We start from the raw sequence: 15,783 nt of genomic DNA on the forward strand, positions 1-15,783 counted from the left end.
AACCTACCCTTCCAGATAGATGCCTCCCGGTGGGGGGAGGTGGCCCGCCGCCGATATAGAACCGGGGCGCAGCGGAGTCAAATGGCGATTTTGCCGCCCGGCCCCACCGCATTCGTCAGACCACGATCTCTCCCTTGAGGTAGTCCGCGCAGCGCCCCCGCAGGATCACGCGCGCGCCCGCATCCGTGCACCAGAGCGTGCCGCCGCGCCGCGAAATCTGCCGCGCGACAAGGTCCTTCTTGCCGAGCTTCTTCGCCCAGTAGGGCACGCTGCTGCAATGGGCCGAGCCCGTCACCGGGTCTTCGTCGATGCCATGCGCGGGCGCGAAGAAGCGCGAGACGAAATCGATGCCCGAACCCGCCTCGCCTTCCGCCATGCAGATGAGGCCCGGACCGCCGAGCGAGACGAGGAGCCGCTTCAGCGCCGGCATGTCGGGATCGAGCGCTGCGACCGCCCCCACGCTGCCGAAGAGCGCGAGAATGTTCGATGTCTTCAGCGTGAGAACGGGCTTCGCGCCGATGACGGCGGCAAGCCCCTCGGGCTCGGGGAAAGGCTTGGCCTCCGCGGCCGGGAAATCCATGGCGAGAAGATCGCCCTCGCGCTTCACCGTGAGCCGTCCGCTCAACGTCTCGAAATGAACCTCGGGCGCGGCATGACCCAGATGGGCAAAGAGCACATGCGCGCTTGCAAGCGTGGCATGGCCGCAAAGCGGCACCTCGATCGCCGGCGTGAACCAGCGCAGACGGAAGCTTTCGCCTTCAGGCACGAAGAAGGCCGTCTCGGCGAGATTGTTCTCCGCCGCGATCGCCTGCATGAGCGCGTCGTCCGGCCAGCTTTCGAGCGGAACGATAGCCGCTGGATTGCCCTCGAAGGGCCTGTCCGCAAAGGCATCAACCTGAAAAATCGTGGCTCTCATGTTCGCATCCGGCAAGCATCTGACGAAGCGCGTAACCTGAGGCCATTTCGCCGGTTTGGATAGAGCGCCCGCGCCACAGCGGCGAAGCGAATCGTCGGAGGCGCGCATCCGTGCTATCCTTGCAGTGCATGGAGGTGGAGATGGGATCGTCCGCTCGTCCCTCGAAGGCCATATTCGTTCGGCCCGCCTGGTCCGACGAAGGCCCCGCACTGTCCGCGCTCGCCATGGAGGCGAAAGCCCATTGGGGCTATGACGACGAATTCCTGGAACAGTGCCGCTCCGAACTCACCATCACTTACGGCAAGATCGCCCGCCAGCGCGTTCGCGTGGCCGAGGTGGCGGGCGAGATCGCGGGCTTCTCCGCCCTCAGGGTCGATGAGGGCAGCGCCTCGCTCGAATATCTCTTCATCCACCCGCGCTATATCGGCATGGGGCTCGGCCATCGCCTCGTCGGCGAACTGCTCGAATATGCGCGCCGCCACGGCCTCTCCCTCGTGCGCGTCGAGGCCGATCCCAATTCGACTGGCTTCTACGAGAAGGAGGGCTTCCGCCGCCGCGGCGAGGTTGCCTCGGGCTCGGCGCCCGGCCGGACGATACCGCTGATGGAACTGCGCTTCTGATCCCTCACATGCGCGCGGGCAAGGCGGAGAGAGGCCCCTACTCTTCCTCGTCTTCGAGCGCCTGCACCGTCCAGCCGTGATTGAGCGGCCCATGCCCCTTGCCGAAGCCCGGCGCGGTGAGGATCGCCATATGCACATAGTCGCGCGCGGCCTCCACTGCCTCGCGCAGCTCCGCCCCCTGGGCGAGAAAGGCGGCGATCGCGGAGGCGAGCGTGCATCCGGTGCCATGCGTGTGGCGCGTGTCGATGCGCGGGCTCGACATCACTTCGATCGTCTCTTCCGTCGCCAGCACGTCGAAAATCGTGTCGCCCGGAATATGTCCGCCCTTGATGAGCACGGCCTCGCAGCCAAGGCCGATCAGCGCGTCGGCTGCCGCCTTCTGGTCTTCCAGCGTCTCGACCCTGCGGCCCGTCAGCGCCGACGCCTCGGGCGCATTGGGCGTGATGATCGTCGCCAGCGGAATGAGCCCGCTCTTCAGCGCATCGACCGCCTCGCTCTTGAGAAGCGCCGCCCCGCCCTTCGCCACCATCACCGGATCGACGACGAGCGCGGCGTCGGGCGCAAGGCGGGAAATTTCTTCAGCCGCCGCCTCGATGATCTCCGCCGAATGAAGCATGCCGGTCTTGACGGCGTCGGCGCCGATATCCGCGAGCGTGACCGCGATCTGCGCGCGCACGATGTCGACAGGGATCTCATGGATGCCGTGAACGCCGAGCGTGTCCTGCACGGTGATGGCCGTCACCGCCGTCATGGCGTAGCCGCCCAGCGCCGTCACCGTCTTGATGTCAGCCTGAATGCCCGCGCCGCCGCCCGAATCCGAACCCGCGATAATGAGGACGCGACCCTGAAATTCGTCGCTCACGCTGCATGTCTTTCGATTGCGGAAACGATGTCGTTGACCACCGCCTTGACGAGCGCGGCGTCATCGCCCTCGCCCATCACGCGGATGAGGGGTTCCGTCCCCGATTTGCGGATGACGAGACGGCCACTCGCGCCAAGCCTCTCCTCGCCCTCGCGGATCGCCTGCATCACTTCCTTTTCGGAGAGGGGCTCCCCCTTGCGGAAGCGCACATTCTTCAGAAGCTGCGGCAGCGGATCGAAGAGGTGGCAGAGCTCCGACACGGGAATGTTGCCCGCCTTGAGCACGGCGAGCACCTGAAGCGCGGCGATGAGGCCGTCGCCCGTCGTCGAGAAATCCGTCAGCACGATGTGGCCGGACTGCTCGCCGCCGACATTGTAGCCGTGCTGGCGCATGCAATCGACGACATAGCGGTCGCCGACCTGTGTGCGGACGAGTTCGACCCCGAGCCCGCCGAGAAAGCGCTCGAGGCCGAGATTGGACATGACCGTCGCGACGATGCCGGGCGCGGAGAGCTTGCCCGCCTCCTTCCATGAGCGCGCGACGAGCGCCATGATCTGATCGCCGTCGATGATATGACCGTTCTCGTCGCAGATGATGACGCGGTCGGCATCCCCATCGAGCGCGATGCCGATATCCGCGCGCCGTTCGCGCACCGTCGCGCACATGCGCTGCGGCGCCGTGGAGCCGCAATCGGCATTGATGTTGAAACCGTCAGGCTCCGTGCCGACGGCGACGACATCGGCACCGAGTTCCCAGAGAACGGCCGGCGCCACCTTGTAGGCCGCGCCATTCGCGCAATCTATGACGATGCGAAGACCTTCCAGCGTGAAATCCTTCGGGAATGTGTGCTTCACATGCTCGATATAGCGCGCCTGCGCATCGTCGATGCGCTTCGCGCGGCCGAGATCGCGCGCGCCGGCGAGATTGTCGGCAAGCCCGTTGTCCATATGGTGCTCGATCTCGAGTTCCACTTCGTCGGAAAGCTTGAAGCCATCGGGCCCGAAAAGCTTGATGCCATTGTCTTCGAAGGAATTGTGCGAGGCGGAAATCATGACGCCGAGATCGGCGCGGAGCGAGCGCGTGAGCATCGCAACGGCGGGCGTCGGCAGCGGACCGAAGAGAAAGACGTCCATGCCCATCGAGGTGAAGCCCGCGGTGAGCGCGGGCTCCAGCATGTAGCCGGAAAGGCGCGTGTCCTTGCCGATCACGACGCGATGGCGATGCTCGCCGCGGCGGAAGACGCGGCCTGCCGCCATGCCGACGCGCAGCGCGGTTTCCGCCGTCATTGCGCCCTGATTGGCGGTTCCCCTGATGCCATCGGTGCCGAAATACTTACGCGACATGAAAGATCGAACCCCGGTCTGTTTCAAAAATGGCCAATGCCGTTCGCGCGGGCCTCCCCGTTTCCGCGCTGCAAATATAAGGCCTGTTCGTGTTTTCGCAGTTAACGATTTCTTGCGATATCTTTCACATTGGCCCAGACCGCAAGCGCATCCCTGAGCGGGGCCGCCTCATGTGTACGGATATAGTCGGCGCCGTTCACCGCAGCGATGAGTTCCGCCGCAAGCGTCGCTGCGCCCGCTTCGCCGGCGCCCCGGCCCGTCACGGCGCGGAGGAAGGATTTCCGCGACACGGAGATGAGCACCGGCAGGCCGAAACGGCCCTTGAGCTCGCCGAGACGCGCCAGCATGCTGAACGAGGTTTCCGGGGCCGCGCCAAGGAAGAACCCCATGCCCGGATCGAGCACGATGCGTGAGCGCGCGATGCCTGCCGCCTCCAGCGCCGCGAGCCTCGCCTCGAAGAAGCGGCATACATGGCCCATGATGTCGCCATCGGGCGCCGCGCGCCTGTCCGCCTGCCCTTCCTGCACCGAATGCATGAGGATGAGGCCGCAATCCGCCTCGGCGATGGCGGGATAGAGCCCCGCATCCGGAAAGCCCTTGATATCGTTCAGCCAGGCGACACCGCGCTTCAGCGCATAGGCCTGCGTCTCGGGCCGGTAGCTGTCGACCGAAACCTCGATGCCCTCGGCAAGCAGGCGGTCGAGAACCGGCGCGAGGCGCGCGATCTCCTCCTCGGCGGAAACGGGCGCCGCATCCGGATTGCTCGATGCGGGACCGAGATCGACGATATCCGCGCCGTCGCGAGCGAGCTTCAGCGCCTGCGCGATCGCGGCTTCGGGCGCGAGAAACCGGCCCCCGTCGGAAAAGGAATCCGACGTGATGTTGACGATGCCGAGAATTCTGGGAGCCGCGCTGTTCATGCGGCGGTTCTATCACATGGAGCGGCGGGCGGGCGAAGCGAAAGGCAAAAGGAGGCGTAGGACGCGTCCACGCTTCCCTTCGGCATCATCGGGCGCGCGTCAGTCTTCGCTGCCGAGCCAGTTATAGACGAGCCCCGCCAGCACCGCGCCGACGATGGGCGCGACCCAGAAGAGCCAGAGCTGTTCGATGGCCCAGCCGCCGACGAAGAGCGCAGGCCCCGTGCTCCGCGCCGGATTGACCGAAGTGTTGGTGACCGGAATGCTGACGAGATGGATGAGCGTCAGCGCAAGGCCGATGGGAATGCCTGCGAAACCCGATGGCGCGGCTCTGGACGTTGCCCCGAGGATCACGACCAGAAATCCGAAGGTCATGACGATTTCGCTGACGACGCCGGCCTGGAGGCTGTAGCCGCCGGGCGAATGCTCGCCATAGCCGTTCGCCGCAAGCCCGTTGACGGCGATGTCGTAGCCCGCCTTCCCCGTCGCGATGAAATAGAGCACGGCGGCGGCGGCAATCGCGCCCAGAACCTGCGCGACCACATAAGGCACGAGATCTCTCGCCGCAAATCGTCCGCCTACTGTCAATCCAACCGTCACTGCCGGGTTGAAATGGCCGCCCGAGATATGGCCAAGGGCATAGACCATGGTGAGCACCGTGAGGCCGAAGGCGAGCGCCACGCCCGCGAAACCGATGCCGAGTTCCGGGAACGCGGCGGCGAGCACCGCGCTGCCGCAGCCACCCAGTACGAGCCAGAAGGTGCCGATGAATTCCGCGGAAATGCGTTTCGTCAGTGTCATGCAAGGTTCTCCCTGGCAGATGGTCGCTACAGGATCGAACGCGCAAACTCGACTGAACGAAAGGCTAAGCAAGAGGCGCATGCTGCGCCAGCGGAACAATGAAAAAGGGAGGCCGCGGGGCCTCCCTTTTCACTGTCTGCAATGGCGGTTTCAACCGCCATGGGGCATCCGGTCAGGCGCCGTGCGGCTCCGGCGAGACACCGGGCCCGGATTCGGCGGGGCGTCCGGCCTTGGGCACGGACGAGACGGGGCCTGTCTCCGCGGCCACGGGCTCGCCCATGTTGCGGACGGGCGGCTCGCCCTTCAAGAGCCCCTTGATCTCGTCGCCCGAGAGCGTCTCGTATTCGAGAAGCCCCTTGGCGATGACGTGCAACTGGTCGAGATGATCGGTGATGATCTTCCTGGCCGTCGCATAGCCTTCCTCGACGATGCGGCGCACTTCGCCGTCGATCGCGCGCTGCGTCTCCTCGGACATGTTCTGCTGGCGCGACACGGAGTGACCGAGGAAAACCTCCTCCTCGTTCTCGTGATAGGCGAGCGGCCCGAGCTTGTCGCTCATGCCCCAGCGCGTGACCATGGCCTTCGCCATCTTCGTCGCCATGGCGATGTCAGACGAGGCGCCGGAGGTCACCTTCTCATGGCCGAAGATGACTTCCTCGGCGATGCGTCCGCCCATGGCGACCGCGAGGTCGGCCTGCAGCTTCTCGCGCGTGACCGAGATCTGATCGCGCTCCGGCAGACGCATGACCATGCCGAGCGCGCGTCCGCGCGGAATGATCGTCGCCTTGTGAACGGGATCGGAGGCCGGCATGTTGAGCGCGACGAGCGCATGGCCGCCCTCGTGATAGGCGGTGAGGCGCTTTTCCTCTTCCGTCATCACCATGGAGCGCCGCTCCGCGCCCATCATGACCTTGTCCTTGGCGTCCTCGAACTCCGACATGGTGACGAGACGCTTGCCGCGGCGCGCGGCCATGAGCGCGGCCTCGTTGACGAGGTTCGCAAGATCGGCGCCCGAGAAGCCCGGCGTGCCGCGCGCCAGCGTGCGCGGATCGACATCCGGGGCGAGCGGGACCTTCTTCATGTGGACCTTCAGGATCTTCTCGCGGCCGACGACGTCCGGGTTCGGCACCACGACCTGACGGTCGAAGCGGCCGGGACGCAGCAGCGCGGGATCGAGCACGTCCGGCCGGTTCGTCGCCGCGATGAGGATGATGCCCTCATTCGGCTCGAAGCCGTCCATCTCGACGAGCAGCTGGTTCAGCGTCTGCTCGCGCTCGTCATTGCCGCCGCCGAGGCCGGCGCCGCGATGACGGCCGACCGCGTCGATTTCGTCAATGAAGATAATGCAGGGCGCGTTCTTCTTCGCCTGCTCGAACATGTCGCGCACACGGCTCGCGCCGACGCCGACGAACATCTCGACGAAGTCGGAACCGGAAATGGTGAAGAAGGGAACATTCGCCTCGCCCGCGATGGCGCGCGCAAGCAGCGTCTTGCCCGTGCCGGGAGGGCCGACGAGCAGCACGCCCTTGGGGATGCGGCCGCCAAGGCGCTGGAACTTCGCGGGGTCGCGCAGGAATTCGACGATCTCGGTCAGGTCGTCCTTGGCCTCGTCGATGCCGGCGACGTCATCGAAAGTGACGCGGCCATGGCGCTCGGTCAGGAGCTTGGCCTTGGACTTGCCGAAGCCCATCGCCTTGCCGCCGCCGCCCTGCATCTGGCGCATGAAGAAGATCCAGACGGCGATGAGCAGCAGCATCGGGAACCAGGAAACGAGCACGCCGACGATCGACGGCACGTTCTCGTCCGAAGGCTTCGCCGTGATCTGGACGCCCTTCTCATAGAGGCGGTTCACGAGGCTCGGATCCGACGGCGCGTAGGTACGGAACGGCCGGCCATCCGTGTAATGACCGGTGATGTTTTCGCCGGCAATGGTCACATCGCGCACATTCCCGCCATCAACCTCGGAGAGAAGGCGCGAGAAATTGATTTCGCTGGACGCGGCTTGCTGAACCGGGCTCTGAAACAGGTTGAACAGCGCCACGAGCAGCAGCGCGATGATCACCCACAGAGCGAAATTCTTGAAATTGGACAACGGCTTGACCTTCTGTCACCTGGTGAGCATCCGTCCCTCGTCTAGCACGGGGCGTGCCAGATCGGGGCCGATCATCCTCTTGAGTGCTTCTAATTCGAGAAGATAGGGTCGTTCCAAGGGTTTACCAAGCCCCGTTTCCCCGAAACACGAAAGTGAAGTGTCGCAGCAGGGTGTAAGTTTCCCGTTACGGCGAATCGAGAAGCCGTCCCTTGAGAAGCCGGACCTCCGCCCTGACGTCCTTGCCGGGGAAGCCGATATGGGGCGCGCCGAGGAGCGCGCCCTCCTTCCATAATGCGGGTAGCGCAAGGAGCGCGGCGCGCGGCGCCTCGGGCATGGGCAGCCCCGCTTTCTTCAGCAGCGCCAGCCCTTCCGCGCCGAGCGCCCGCAGCCAGATGGCGCCGGCGGGGGCCGTCGTGAGTTTGACGGCGAAGCGCCCGTCCCATGCCCTCTCCCGCCCGCGCCTCAGCTCGATCGCGGGCGCGGCGAGCGCGGCGGCGGGCTCGCGAACCGCGAAGACGAGCCCCCGATCGAGCGACAGCTTGCAGCCATGCAGCGTGCGCCCATGGCCGAGCTGTCCCGCCTTGAGCGCGTCGTAAAGCGTCCTCAGCGCCTCGAAGCGGGGCGGATAGTCGCCGCCGCTCACGGCCTTGAGGATTTCGGCAAGCGCGCGCAGCGCGATCTCGTCCGCCACGAGCCCGAAACATTCCGGCGCAATGGCGATGAAGCCCTCCGGCGCCGGGCGCGTATGGGCGGCGAGAAAGGCGCGCGTATCGGCTTCCAGAGCGGCGCGCACCCGCGCCATATGGGCGGCCGTGTCGGCGAGGCGGCGCGCATCGAGGCCGAGCGTGCCCAGTTCGCCGAGAAGCCGCCGCGCCTTCACGCGGTCGAAGCGTTCATTCTCGTTGCTCGGATCGTGGATGGCTTCGAGCCCGGCCTTCTCGAGCGTCGCCGCGAGGCGGGCGCGAGGAAGACCGAGGAGCGGCCGCAGCAATCTCAAACACTGGCTCAGGGGCGGCGGCGCATCGAACCTGCGCGAGGGCGCCATGGCGGCGAGCCCGTCGACGCCGCTCCCCCGTGCGAGGCGCAGGAGGAAGGTTTCCGCCTGATCGTCGAGATGGTGCGCGACGAGCAGGTCCTCCACTCCCTCCTTCCGGCAGGCTTCGGTGAGGAGCCGGTAGCGGGCGGCGCGCGCTGCCGCCTGGATGCCGGATTTCGGCTTCTCGCCCTTCCATTTGAGTATGCGATGGGGAACGCCCAGAGCCGCCGCCATGCGCGCGGCGACCCGCGCTTCGGCCGCCGAGCCGGGCCTAAGCCCGTGATCCACCGTCAGGGCGATGAGATGGACGCGCTTGCGCGCCCTCGCCCAGCGGGCGGCGAGGAAAAGAAGGGCAAGCGAATCGGGGCCGCCGGAAAAGGCGACGGCGAGGCGCGGCGCGGGCTCAAGCGCGCACAGCGCGCGGGCAAATTCCGCAGCGCCGACAGGGCCGGTCGATTCGCGTGAAGTGATCATGCGGCGATCATCGCCTCCGGCGCGCGCCAAAGCCACCGGAAGAAGGGACGGAAGATCGGCGGCTCAGCAACCCGCCTTCTGACGTTCGAGCTTGGCGCGAGCCACGATGGCGGGCGACGCCTGCGGGAACTGCTGCTTGAGCTGACCATAGGTGGCACAGGCCGCGTCCTTCTGGCCGAGCTGCGACAGGGTCATGCCGAGCTTCAGCAGGCTGTCAGGCGCCTTGGAGCTTTTGGAATAAGTCGTGTAGCCCTTGAGGAACGAGTCGGCGGCGTCCTTGTACTGGCCCTGCACGTAATAGGTTTCGCCGAGCCAATACTGGGCGTTGCCCGCGAGCGGGTCCTTCGGATGCTGGGCCAGAAACTGCTTCAGCGCGTCGCGCGCCTGCGGAAACTGGCCGCGCTTCAGAAGGTCGATCGCGAAATCATACTGAACCTGCGCCGTTCCGTTGGGGAGCGTCACCGTCGGCTTTGCCTCGGCCTGCTTCGCGGGTGCGGCCGCGGGCGCGGATGCCGGCTGCCCGGCGGCGTTGCCCGCCCCTTGCGCCGGCGCGATCTGCTGGGGCGCGCCGGCACCGGAAGGCGCGGCGCCCGCTCCCTGATGCAGATCCTGGAAGCGCAGATCGACATCGCTCTTGAAGTTCTGGAGATCCTGATTCGTCTGCTCGATGCGGTGCGAGAGCTCTTCCACGCGGCCCGTCAGCACACGCACCTGATCTTCCATTTCGCTGAGGCGCGCCTGGGTGTCGGCTGAAAGGCCGCCACCGCCGCCGCCCGAATCGGGGCTGTAGGAGCCGGGCGACGAGGAATAGGCGCCGCTCTGAATGTCCGTGACCGTGCGTTCGAGGCGATCGAGGCGGTTATTGACGGCGCGCAGGTCCGAATCGGCGGCAAAGGCGCCCAATGGAAGAAGCGCCGGAAGCGTGATCAGCGCGGCGCCCCCTGCCGCAACGAGGAATTTCGCTTTTATCACTTGCTCCGCCCCAACAGAGATTCACGTCGCCGCGTATGTATGCGTGCCAGCGCCGCGCATGGCAATAAAACACATGGCGATGAGAAAAGAGAACTGCGACCAAATTGGGGCACGAAAACCGCCCCTGCCGCAATACGGGCCCGGCGCTGCGCCAGAAACACAGAAGCGCTCTCCCGCGTCAGCGGAAGAGCGCTCCCGATCGATGGCTCAACGTCAGCCGATTAGCTGCCGGCGCCCTCGGCAACCACCGTCACAGCGCGGCGGTTCTGGGCCCAGCACTCCTCGTTCGACTCGAGGCACACCGGACGCTCCTTGCCGTAGGAGATCGTCTTGACGCGGGCGGAGTCGACGCCGAGGCTGACGAGGTAATCTTTCGCGGCATTGGCGCGGCGGGCGCCGAGCGCGAGGTTGTACTCACGCGTGCCGCGCTCGTCGGCATGGCCTTCGAGCGTGAACGTGAGGTTCGGATACAGCTTCATCCAGGCAGCCTGGCGCTGGAGCGTGGCCTTGCCTTCGTCCTTCAGGACCGACTTGTCCAGGTCGAAGAACACGCGATCACCAACATTGGTGACGAGGTCCTGCTGGGTGCCGGGCTGAATGGCGGAGGAAGACGAGGACGGGGTGGTCGAGGCAGCGCCAGTCTCGGAGCTCGAGCTGCACGCGGCGACCATCAGGAAGGCTGCGGCCACGGCGGCGAACCGCAGGCCTGCATACGGGGACTTCATTCGGGTGCTCTCCTTTTAATCTCAAGCGGCCTAACGTGCCTCAGCGTTCCCTTATTACCGATGCATGCCAAACAGCCAAGCAAAAAGGTGTCCCTTTCTACCTGGAAGTCGAGGCTCTACAAAGTGGCCCGAAGTTCATCCGAACCATGACACGCCGCCCGCAATTGGCCGACGCTGGGGTTGCCGTACCGCAACAAAATACTAGCCACGACATTGTGGGGTGGCAAGAACATTGGGAAGTCTGCGACTTTTCCGCATGCTGAACGTGACATTTTTGCATCGTTTTATGTCACGCCACATTGTCTTGCCGCCACCGGAGCGGCGAAACCGGACCTCGCGCCGCGGGCGGGAGGTCCGGAGAATCGACCGATATGGACCTTACTGGATTCGCGGCGACCAGGCGGGGTCGGAAGCGAAGGTCGGCGTCGGCACGGGGCGCTCGTTGCGCCCGGTCAGATCGACCGACCAGAGCGCCGGGCCGCCCTGCGTGCCGCGCGTCTCGCGGAAGAACATGATGACGCGGCCGTTCGGCGCCCATGTCGGGCCTTCATTATGGAAGCCTTCGGTGAGGATGCGGTCGCCCGTGCCGTCCGGCTTCATGACCCCGATGACGAACTGGCCGCTTATCATCTTGGTATAGGCGATGAGGTCGCCACGTGGCGACCAGACGGGCGTGGCGTAGCGGCCCTGCCCGAAGCTGATGCGGCGCTGGTTCGAGCCGTCGGCATTCATCACGTAGATCTGCTGCGAGCCGCCGCGATCGGATTCGAAGGTGATCTGCGTTCCATCGGGCGAATAGCTCGGCGCGGTGTCGATCGCCGCCGTGGTGGTGAGGCGCGTCACCTTACGGCTGCGCAGGTCCATCGTGTAGATGTTCGAATTGCCGCCGCGCTGAAGGCTCATGATGACCTTCTGGCCGTCGGGAGAGAAGCGCGGGGCGAAGGTCATGCCGGGAAAATCGCCGACGACTTCCTGCTGTCCCGTCTCGATGTCGAGCAGGTAAACGCGCGGATTGTTGTTGTGATAGGAGAGATAGGTGATCTCCTGCGAGTTCGGGCTGAAGCGCGGGGTCAGCACGAGTTCGGCGCCGCTCGTCAGCGTGTGCGGGTTGTAGCCGTCCTGATCCATGATGGCGAGGCGCTTCACGCGGCGGTTCTTCGGCCCGCTCTCCGACACATAGACGACGCGCGTATCGAAATAGCCCTGCTCGCCGGTCAGCCGCTGGTAGATCGCATCGGCGATGAGATGCGCGACCCGGCGCCAGTTCTCCGGCGTCGTGAAGAACTGAAGCCCGGTGAGCTGCTGCTCGCCATAGACATCCCACAGGCGGAATTCGACGCGCAGCCTTCCATCGGCCTCGAGCTTCGTCTGGCCGGTCACGAGCGCCTGCGAATTGATGACGCGCCAGTCGCCGAAACGCGGCGGGACGTTGATGTCGGCGATCTTCTCGATGAAGGACGCCTTGGAGAGCGGCCTGAACAGGCCCGACCGCTCGAGATCGTTGGTGATGACGCCCGCAATGTCCGAGCCGGCCGATGCCTCCTGCCCCGGCGCGCCGACGAAATCGGTGATCGCGATGGGCATGGGCTCGGTGTTGCCTTGGTTAATGTCGATCTGCAGCGCGGCTTCGGCGGGCACGGCCAACATGCACGCGGCGACGAGAACCAGCGCGAGATGAAACCTCGTCAAGACGCGCCGGGCGAGATTGCCTGATGCAACGCGACCAAAGCAGCGGAAATCAAACATCGCCGTCTCTCCTGCAAATAGGGTCATTCACCCACCCCGTTCCTTCTAGCACATACTCGCCCCGGGCCGCTCGCCGATCCAGCGCGCCTTTCGCGTCACAGCGCTCCGGCGAGCGAGAAGTTGAGTTCTATGTCGCGCCAGCTGTTGAATTTGTCCGCTGGCAGAAAATCATAAGGCGCACATTTGAGAACCGCCTGCACCGCGCGCTCGGCAAAGAGCCTCGATATGCTGCCGCCGCCCGACTTCTCGATGGAGGGCCGGCCCACGATCGAGCCGTCCTGATTGAGCGAGAAGCTGATGGTGGCGAAAAGCTTGTCAGCATCGGGGCTGCCGGCGAGGTCGCCCATGTTCCAGCATTGCTGGATCTTCTGGCGCACGGCATCGACCTCGCTCGCCGTCATGGGCAAGTCGGGATTGTCCGTCTCGGAGGCGTCGGCCTTCTCGTCGGTCTGCTTGGCCTCGTCGGGCTGCGTCGCCTGATCGGGAATCTTGTTCAGAAGCGCCGCAATCTTCGTCGGGTCGAAGGCCGGCTTCTTGTTCTCGGGCTTCTTCTCGACGACCGGCTTTTTCGATTCCGGCTTCGGCGGCTCTTTCTTCTTTTTCTCTTCCGGCTTCTTCTCGGCCTTCTTTTCCGGAATGGGCTCGGGCTTCGCCTCGGGCGCGGGCGGCGTCGGCGCGGGCGCGGCCTTTTCGGGCTCGGGCTGCGGCACGGGCTTGGGCTTGTCAGGCTGGGGCTTCGGCGAAGGCTTCTCGACGGGCTTGGGCTGCTCCACCTTCTTCTTCGCCTGCCGCTTCAGATTGGTGACGTCGGCGACGGTGAGAAGCTCCACAGGCAGCACGCGCGTCGGCATCGGGGCAAGCTCCTTCGGCGAAGGAAGCACCACGATCGTCGCGATCAGTACCGCGGCGTGAAGCGCGGCGGAATAAAGAAGCGGCCTGCGCATACCTGACTGACTATCTGGCCGGAGCCTTTGCGGCGGGCGCCTGCTGCACGGAATCCGTCACGAGCCCCACCTTGCTGTAACCGGCAGCGTTGATACGGCCCATCACATCCATGACGCGGCCATAATCGATCGAGCTGTCGGCGCGGACAAAAATGCGCTGCTCATAGCCATTCTGCGCGATGGCCTCAAGCCGCGGCACGAGCGCATCGGCCTCGACTTCGGTTTCCTGCAGGAATATCTGCCCGGTCGACTTGATCGTGATGGTCAGCGGCTCCTTGTCCTCGGAAAGGGGCGCGGCCTGCGTCTTCGGCAGATCGACGGGAACGCCGACCGTGAGGAGCGGAGCGGCCACCATGAACACGATGAGCAGCACCAGCATGACGTCGACCATCGGCGTCACGTTGATCTCGGACATGGGCGCGCGCCTGTACTTGCTGCGCCCGCGTTGCCCGCCCTGAACGGAAAACGCCATGATCAACCCCGCTCGTCGAGCTGACGCGAAAGAATGGCCGAGAACTCGTCGGCGAAGCTCTCAAGACGTGTGCCGAAGCGCCCGACCTGATTGGAGAAGCGGTTATAGGCGATGACGGCCGGAATGGCGGCGAGGAGGCCGAGCGCGGTGGCAAAAAGCGCTTCGGCGATACCCGGCGCCACGACCGCGAGATTGGTGTCGCGGCTGATGGCGATCGACTGGAACGAATTCATGATGCCCCAGACTGTGCCGAAAAGGCCGATGAAGGGCGAGACGGAGCCGACCGTCGCGAGGAAGAGAAGCCGGCTCTCGAGCCCCAGCATCTCGCGGTTGATCGTCACCTGCATCACCTTGTCGACGCGCTCCTTGAGGCCGAGGAAGCTGTCGGCGGCGATGTCCGCCGAGCGGCGCCATTCGCGCATCGCGGCGATGAAGAGCGCGGAAAGCGGGTGCGACGGGCGATGGCCCATCTCCTGATAAAGCTCCTCCAGCGAGCGCCCCGACCAGAAGGTGCGCTCGAACTGGTCGGCGCGGCGCTCGACCTGGTTGAAGCGCCACCACTTGTCGAAAATGATCGCCCAGGACCAGACCGACGCGAAAAGCAGTCCGAGCATCACGATCTTCACGATGAAGTCGGCATGCATGAACAGGCCCCAGATGGAGAAATCCACCGGCGCGGCGTTGACCGTCTGATTGGCAATGACCTGCGCGGTGTTCACGCCGGTTTCGATGTGAGTCGTCGGATTCATCTACGGTAGCCTCTCCGAAATCACGTCCTTGTCGGAGCGGCACATCGCAAATACGCAGCCGCCGCCCGAGCCCGCAGGGCCCCGTCGGTCGCGCGAAGATGCACGTACCCCCGATTTGAATGCGAAGTTAGTCCACGAATTATGTCGAAACCGTGGCACATTAAGGGATATCTCACGAATTCCAAGAGCTTAGCGGAGCGATGTTGCGGGCCGGGCACAACGGCGATCAAGCCGCCGTCATGGCGACGATGAAGGCTCGACGAAAGGCGCGAGCGCGATGCGCGCCTTTTCCGGCAGGCGGCGGGGACGCCCCTTGCTGTCGAGACAGGCGGCCAAGACGGTGGCGCGCCAGATTTCATCGAGCGTGCCGCCCGCGCGGCGCAAGATCTTCTGACCGGCCTCGAGCCGCGCTCCGCTCGCGCGGCGATAGATCGTGTGGACCTCCAGCTCGTCGTCGATCCGCGCGGGCTTCAGAAAATCGATTTCCATGCGGTGAATGGCGAAGGCGAGCGGATCGTCGCCCTCGAACAACTCCGTGTGGTTGACGCCCGCAAGACGCAGGAAATCCGAACGGCCGCGCTCCGCGAAGCGTAGATAATTCGCGTGATAGACGATGCCGGAAAAATCCGTGTCCTCATAGTAAACGCGGACCGGGAGGATATGCGTTCTGCCCTCGATGCGCCCCGCAAGATCGGGCCAGCTGCGATCGCTCATTCGCCATCCTCGCCCGTGAAGAGCGCTCCCTGCCCCGCCGCGCCGCCGGCCGGCAGCGGCAGGCCGAGATGCGCGAAGGCGGCCGCCGTGAGCACGCGGCCGCGCGGCGTGCGGTTCACGAAGCCCTGCTGGATGAGATAGGGCTCGATGATTTCCTCGATCGCGTCGCGCGGTTCCGAAAGCGCCGCCGCCACAGTCTCGACGCCGACGGGACCGCCCGAAAAGCTCACCGCGATGCAGCGCAGATAGCGATGGTCGAGCGCGTCAAGCCCGCGCTCATCGACTTCGAGGCGCTGCAAGGCGCGGTCGGCCGCCTTCGCGTCAATGCTGCTCAACCCATCGACGGCGGCGAAGTCGCGCACGCGGCGCAGGAGGCGCCCCGCGACGCGCGGCGTGCCAC

The 15,783-nt window shown here is 65.3% G+C and carries 16 protein-coding genes; 1 reads left to right on the forward strand and 15 read right to left on the reverse strand.

What is annotated here, in order from left to right; translation table 11 throughout:
- Positions 1 to 115: 115 nt before the first annotated feature.
- Complete coding sequence (locus tag WBG82_RS03095) at positions 116 to 916, reverse strand: PhzF family phenazine biosynthesis protein (protein WP_424421232.1); 801 nt, start codon at positions 914 to 916, stop codon at positions 116 to 118.
- A gap of 140 nt (positions 917 to 1,056) precedes the next feature.
- Here WBG82_RS03095 and WBG82_RS03100 point away from each other — a divergent pair, with 140 nt between their 5' ends.
- Positions 1,057 to 1,536, forward strand: a complete 480-nt coding sequence (locus tag WBG82_RS03100; protein WP_424421235.1) for a GNAT family N-acetyltransferase — start codon at positions 1,057 to 1,059, stop codon at positions 1,534 to 1,536.
- 37 nt (positions 1,537 to 1,573) lie between these two features.
- Here WBG82_RS03100 and thiD read toward each other — a convergent pair whose 3' ends face one another.
- The 14 genes from thiD to WBG82_RS03170 all read right to left on the reverse strand — a co-directional run.
- Positions 1,574 to 2,398 carry a bifunctional hydroxymethylpyrimidine kinase/phosphomethylpyrimidine kinase gene (thiD, locus tag WBG82_RS03105; RefSeq protein WP_424421238.1) on the reverse strand — a complete coding sequence of 275 codons (825 nt, stop codon included), beginning with the start codon at positions 2,396 to 2,398 and terminating at the stop codon, positions 1,574 to 1,576.
- Positions 2,395 to 3,741 carry a phosphoglucosamine mutase gene (glmM, locus tag WBG82_RS03110; RefSeq protein ID WP_424421241.1) on the reverse strand — a complete coding sequence of 449 codons (1,347 nt, stop codon included), beginning with the start codon at positions 3,739 to 3,741 and terminating at the stop codon, positions 2,395 to 2,397. Before glmM ends, thiD begins: the two co-directional genes overlap by 4 nt.
- Positions 3,742 to 3,842: 101 nt before the next feature.
- Positions 3,843 to 4,661: a dihydropteroate synthase gene (gene folP, locus WBG82_RS03115; protein ID WP_424421243.1), complete on the reverse strand. Its 819-nt coding sequence runs from the start codon at positions 4,659 to 4,661 to the stop codon at positions 3,843 to 3,845.
- Positions 4,662 to 4,760: 99 nt separating this feature from the next.
- Positions 4,761 to 5,459, reverse strand: a complete 699-nt coding sequence (gene aqpZ, locus WBG82_RS03120) for an aquaporin Z (protein ID WP_424421246.1) — start codon at positions 5,457 to 5,459, stop codon at positions 4,761 to 4,763.
- A 172-nt stretch (positions 5,460 to 5,631) separates the two neighbouring features.
- Positions 5,632 to 7,551, reverse strand: a complete 1,920-nt coding sequence (gene ftsH, locus WBG82_RS03125) for an ATP-dependent zinc metalloprotease FtsH (protein ID WP_324296939.1) — start codon at positions 7,549 to 7,551, stop codon at positions 5,632 to 5,634.
- 184 nt (positions 7,552 to 7,735) lie between these two features.
- Positions 7,736 to 9,061: a tRNA lysidine(34) synthetase TilS gene (tilS, locus tag WBG82_RS03130; protein ID WP_424421250.1), complete on the reverse strand. Its 1,326-nt coding sequence runs from the start codon at positions 9,059 to 9,061 to the stop codon at positions 7,736 to 7,738.
- 63 nt (positions 9,062 to 9,124) lie between these two features.
- Entirely contained in the window at positions 9,125 to 10,033 is a 909-nt protein-coding gene (ybgF, locus tag WBG82_RS03135; protein WP_424421252.1) for a tol-pal system protein YbgF, read from the reverse strand.
- 221 nt (positions 10,034 to 10,254) lie between these two features.
- Complete coding sequence (gene pal / locus WBG82_RS03140; protein WP_424421254.1) at positions 10,255 to 10,758, reverse strand: peptidoglycan-associated lipoprotein Pal; 504 nt, start codon at positions 10,756 to 10,758, stop codon at positions 10,255 to 10,257.
- Positions 10,759 to 11,136: 378 nt separating this feature from the next.
- Positions 11,137 to 12,405, reverse strand: a complete 1,269-nt coding sequence (gene tolB / locus WBG82_RS03145; protein ID WP_424421272.1) for a Tol-Pal system beta propeller repeat protein TolB — start codon at positions 12,403 to 12,405, stop codon at positions 11,137 to 11,139.
- Positions 12,406 to 12,599: 194 nt separating this feature from the next.
- Positions 12,600 to 13,448 carry a hypothetical protein gene (locus WBG82_RS03150; protein ID WP_424421257.1) on the reverse strand — a complete coding sequence of 283 codons (849 nt, stop codon included), beginning with the start codon at positions 13,446 to 13,448 and terminating at the stop codon, positions 12,600 to 12,602.
- Positions 13,449 to 13,458: 10 nt separating this feature from the next.
- On the reverse strand, positions 13,459 to 13,920 hold the full coding sequence (tolR, locus tag WBG82_RS03155; RefSeq protein WP_424421259.1) for a protein TolR: 462 nt from the start codon (positions 13,918 to 13,920) through the stop codon (positions 13,459 to 13,461).
- 2 nt (positions 13,921 to 13,922) lie between these two features.
- Positions 13,923 to 14,669 (reverse strand): protein TolQ, encoded by a 747-nt coding sequence (gene tolQ, locus WBG82_RS03160; protein WP_424421262.1) that lies wholly within the window; start codon positions 14,667 to 14,669, stop codon positions 13,923 to 13,925.
- A gap of 237 nt (positions 14,670 to 14,906) precedes the next feature.
- Complete coding sequence (locus tag WBG82_RS03165) at positions 14,907 to 15,383, reverse strand: YbgC/FadM family acyl-CoA thioesterase (protein WP_424421265.1); 477 nt, start codon at positions 15,381 to 15,383, stop codon at positions 14,907 to 14,909.
- On the reverse strand, positions 15,380 to 15,783 hold a 404-nt coding region (locus tag WBG82_RS03170), incomplete at its 5' end, for a Holliday junction DNA helicase RuvB C-terminal domain-containing protein (protein ID WP_424421267.1). The genes WBG82_RS03170 and WBG82_RS03165, both read right to left, overlap by 4 nt.

Source organism: Parvibaculum sp. (assembly GCF_049671045.1).
Classification (GTDB): Bacteria; Pseudomonadota; Alphaproteobacteria; order Parvibaculales; family Parvibaculaceae; genus Parvibaculum.

Coding starts and splice junctions, on each gene's coding strand:
- tolR (WP_424421259.1), bottom strand. CDS start 13,920: ATGGCGTTTTCCGTTCAGGGCGGGCAACGCGGGCGCAGCAAGTACAGG.
- aqpZ (WP_424421246.1), bottom strand. CDS start 5,459: ATGACACTGACGAAACGCATTTCCGCGGAATTCATCGGCACCTTCTGG.
- WBG82_RS03095 (WP_424421232.1), bottom strand. CDS start 916: ATGAGAGCCACGATTTTTCAGGTTGATGCCTTTGCGGACAGGCCCTTC.
- WBG82_RS03150 (WP_424421257.1), bottom strand. CDS start 13,448: ATGCGCAGGCCGCTTCTTTATTCCGCCGCGCTTCACGCCGCGGTACTG.
- tolB (WP_424421272.1), bottom strand. CDS start 12,405: ATGTTGGCCGTGCCCGCCGAAGCCGCGCTGCAGATCGACATTAACCAA.
- folP (WP_424421243.1), bottom strand. CDS start 4,661: ATGAACAGCGCGGCTCCCAGAATTCTCGGCATCGTCAACATCACGTCG.
- tilS (WP_424421250.1), bottom strand. CDS start 9,061: ATGATCACTTCACGCGAATCGACCGGCCCTGTCGGCGCTGCGGAATTT.
- glmM (WP_424421241.1), bottom strand. CDS start 3,741: ATGTCGCGTAAGTATTTCGGCACCGATGGCATCAGGGGAACCGCCAAT.
- WBG82_RS03165 (WP_424421265.1), bottom strand. CDS start 15,383: ATGAGCGATCGCAGCTGGCCCGATCTTGCGGGGCGCATCGAGGGCAGA.
- tolQ (WP_424421262.1), bottom strand. CDS start 14,669: ATGAATCCGACGACTCACATCGAAACCGGCGTGAACACCGCGCAGGTC.
- pal (WP_424421254.1), bottom strand. CDS start 10,758: ATGAAGTCCCCGTATGCAGGCCTGCGGTTCGCCGCCGTGGCCGCAGCC.
- WBG82_RS03100 (WP_424421235.1), top strand. CDS start 1,057: ATGGGATCGTCCGCTCGTCCCTCGAAGGCCATATTCGTTCGGCCCGCC.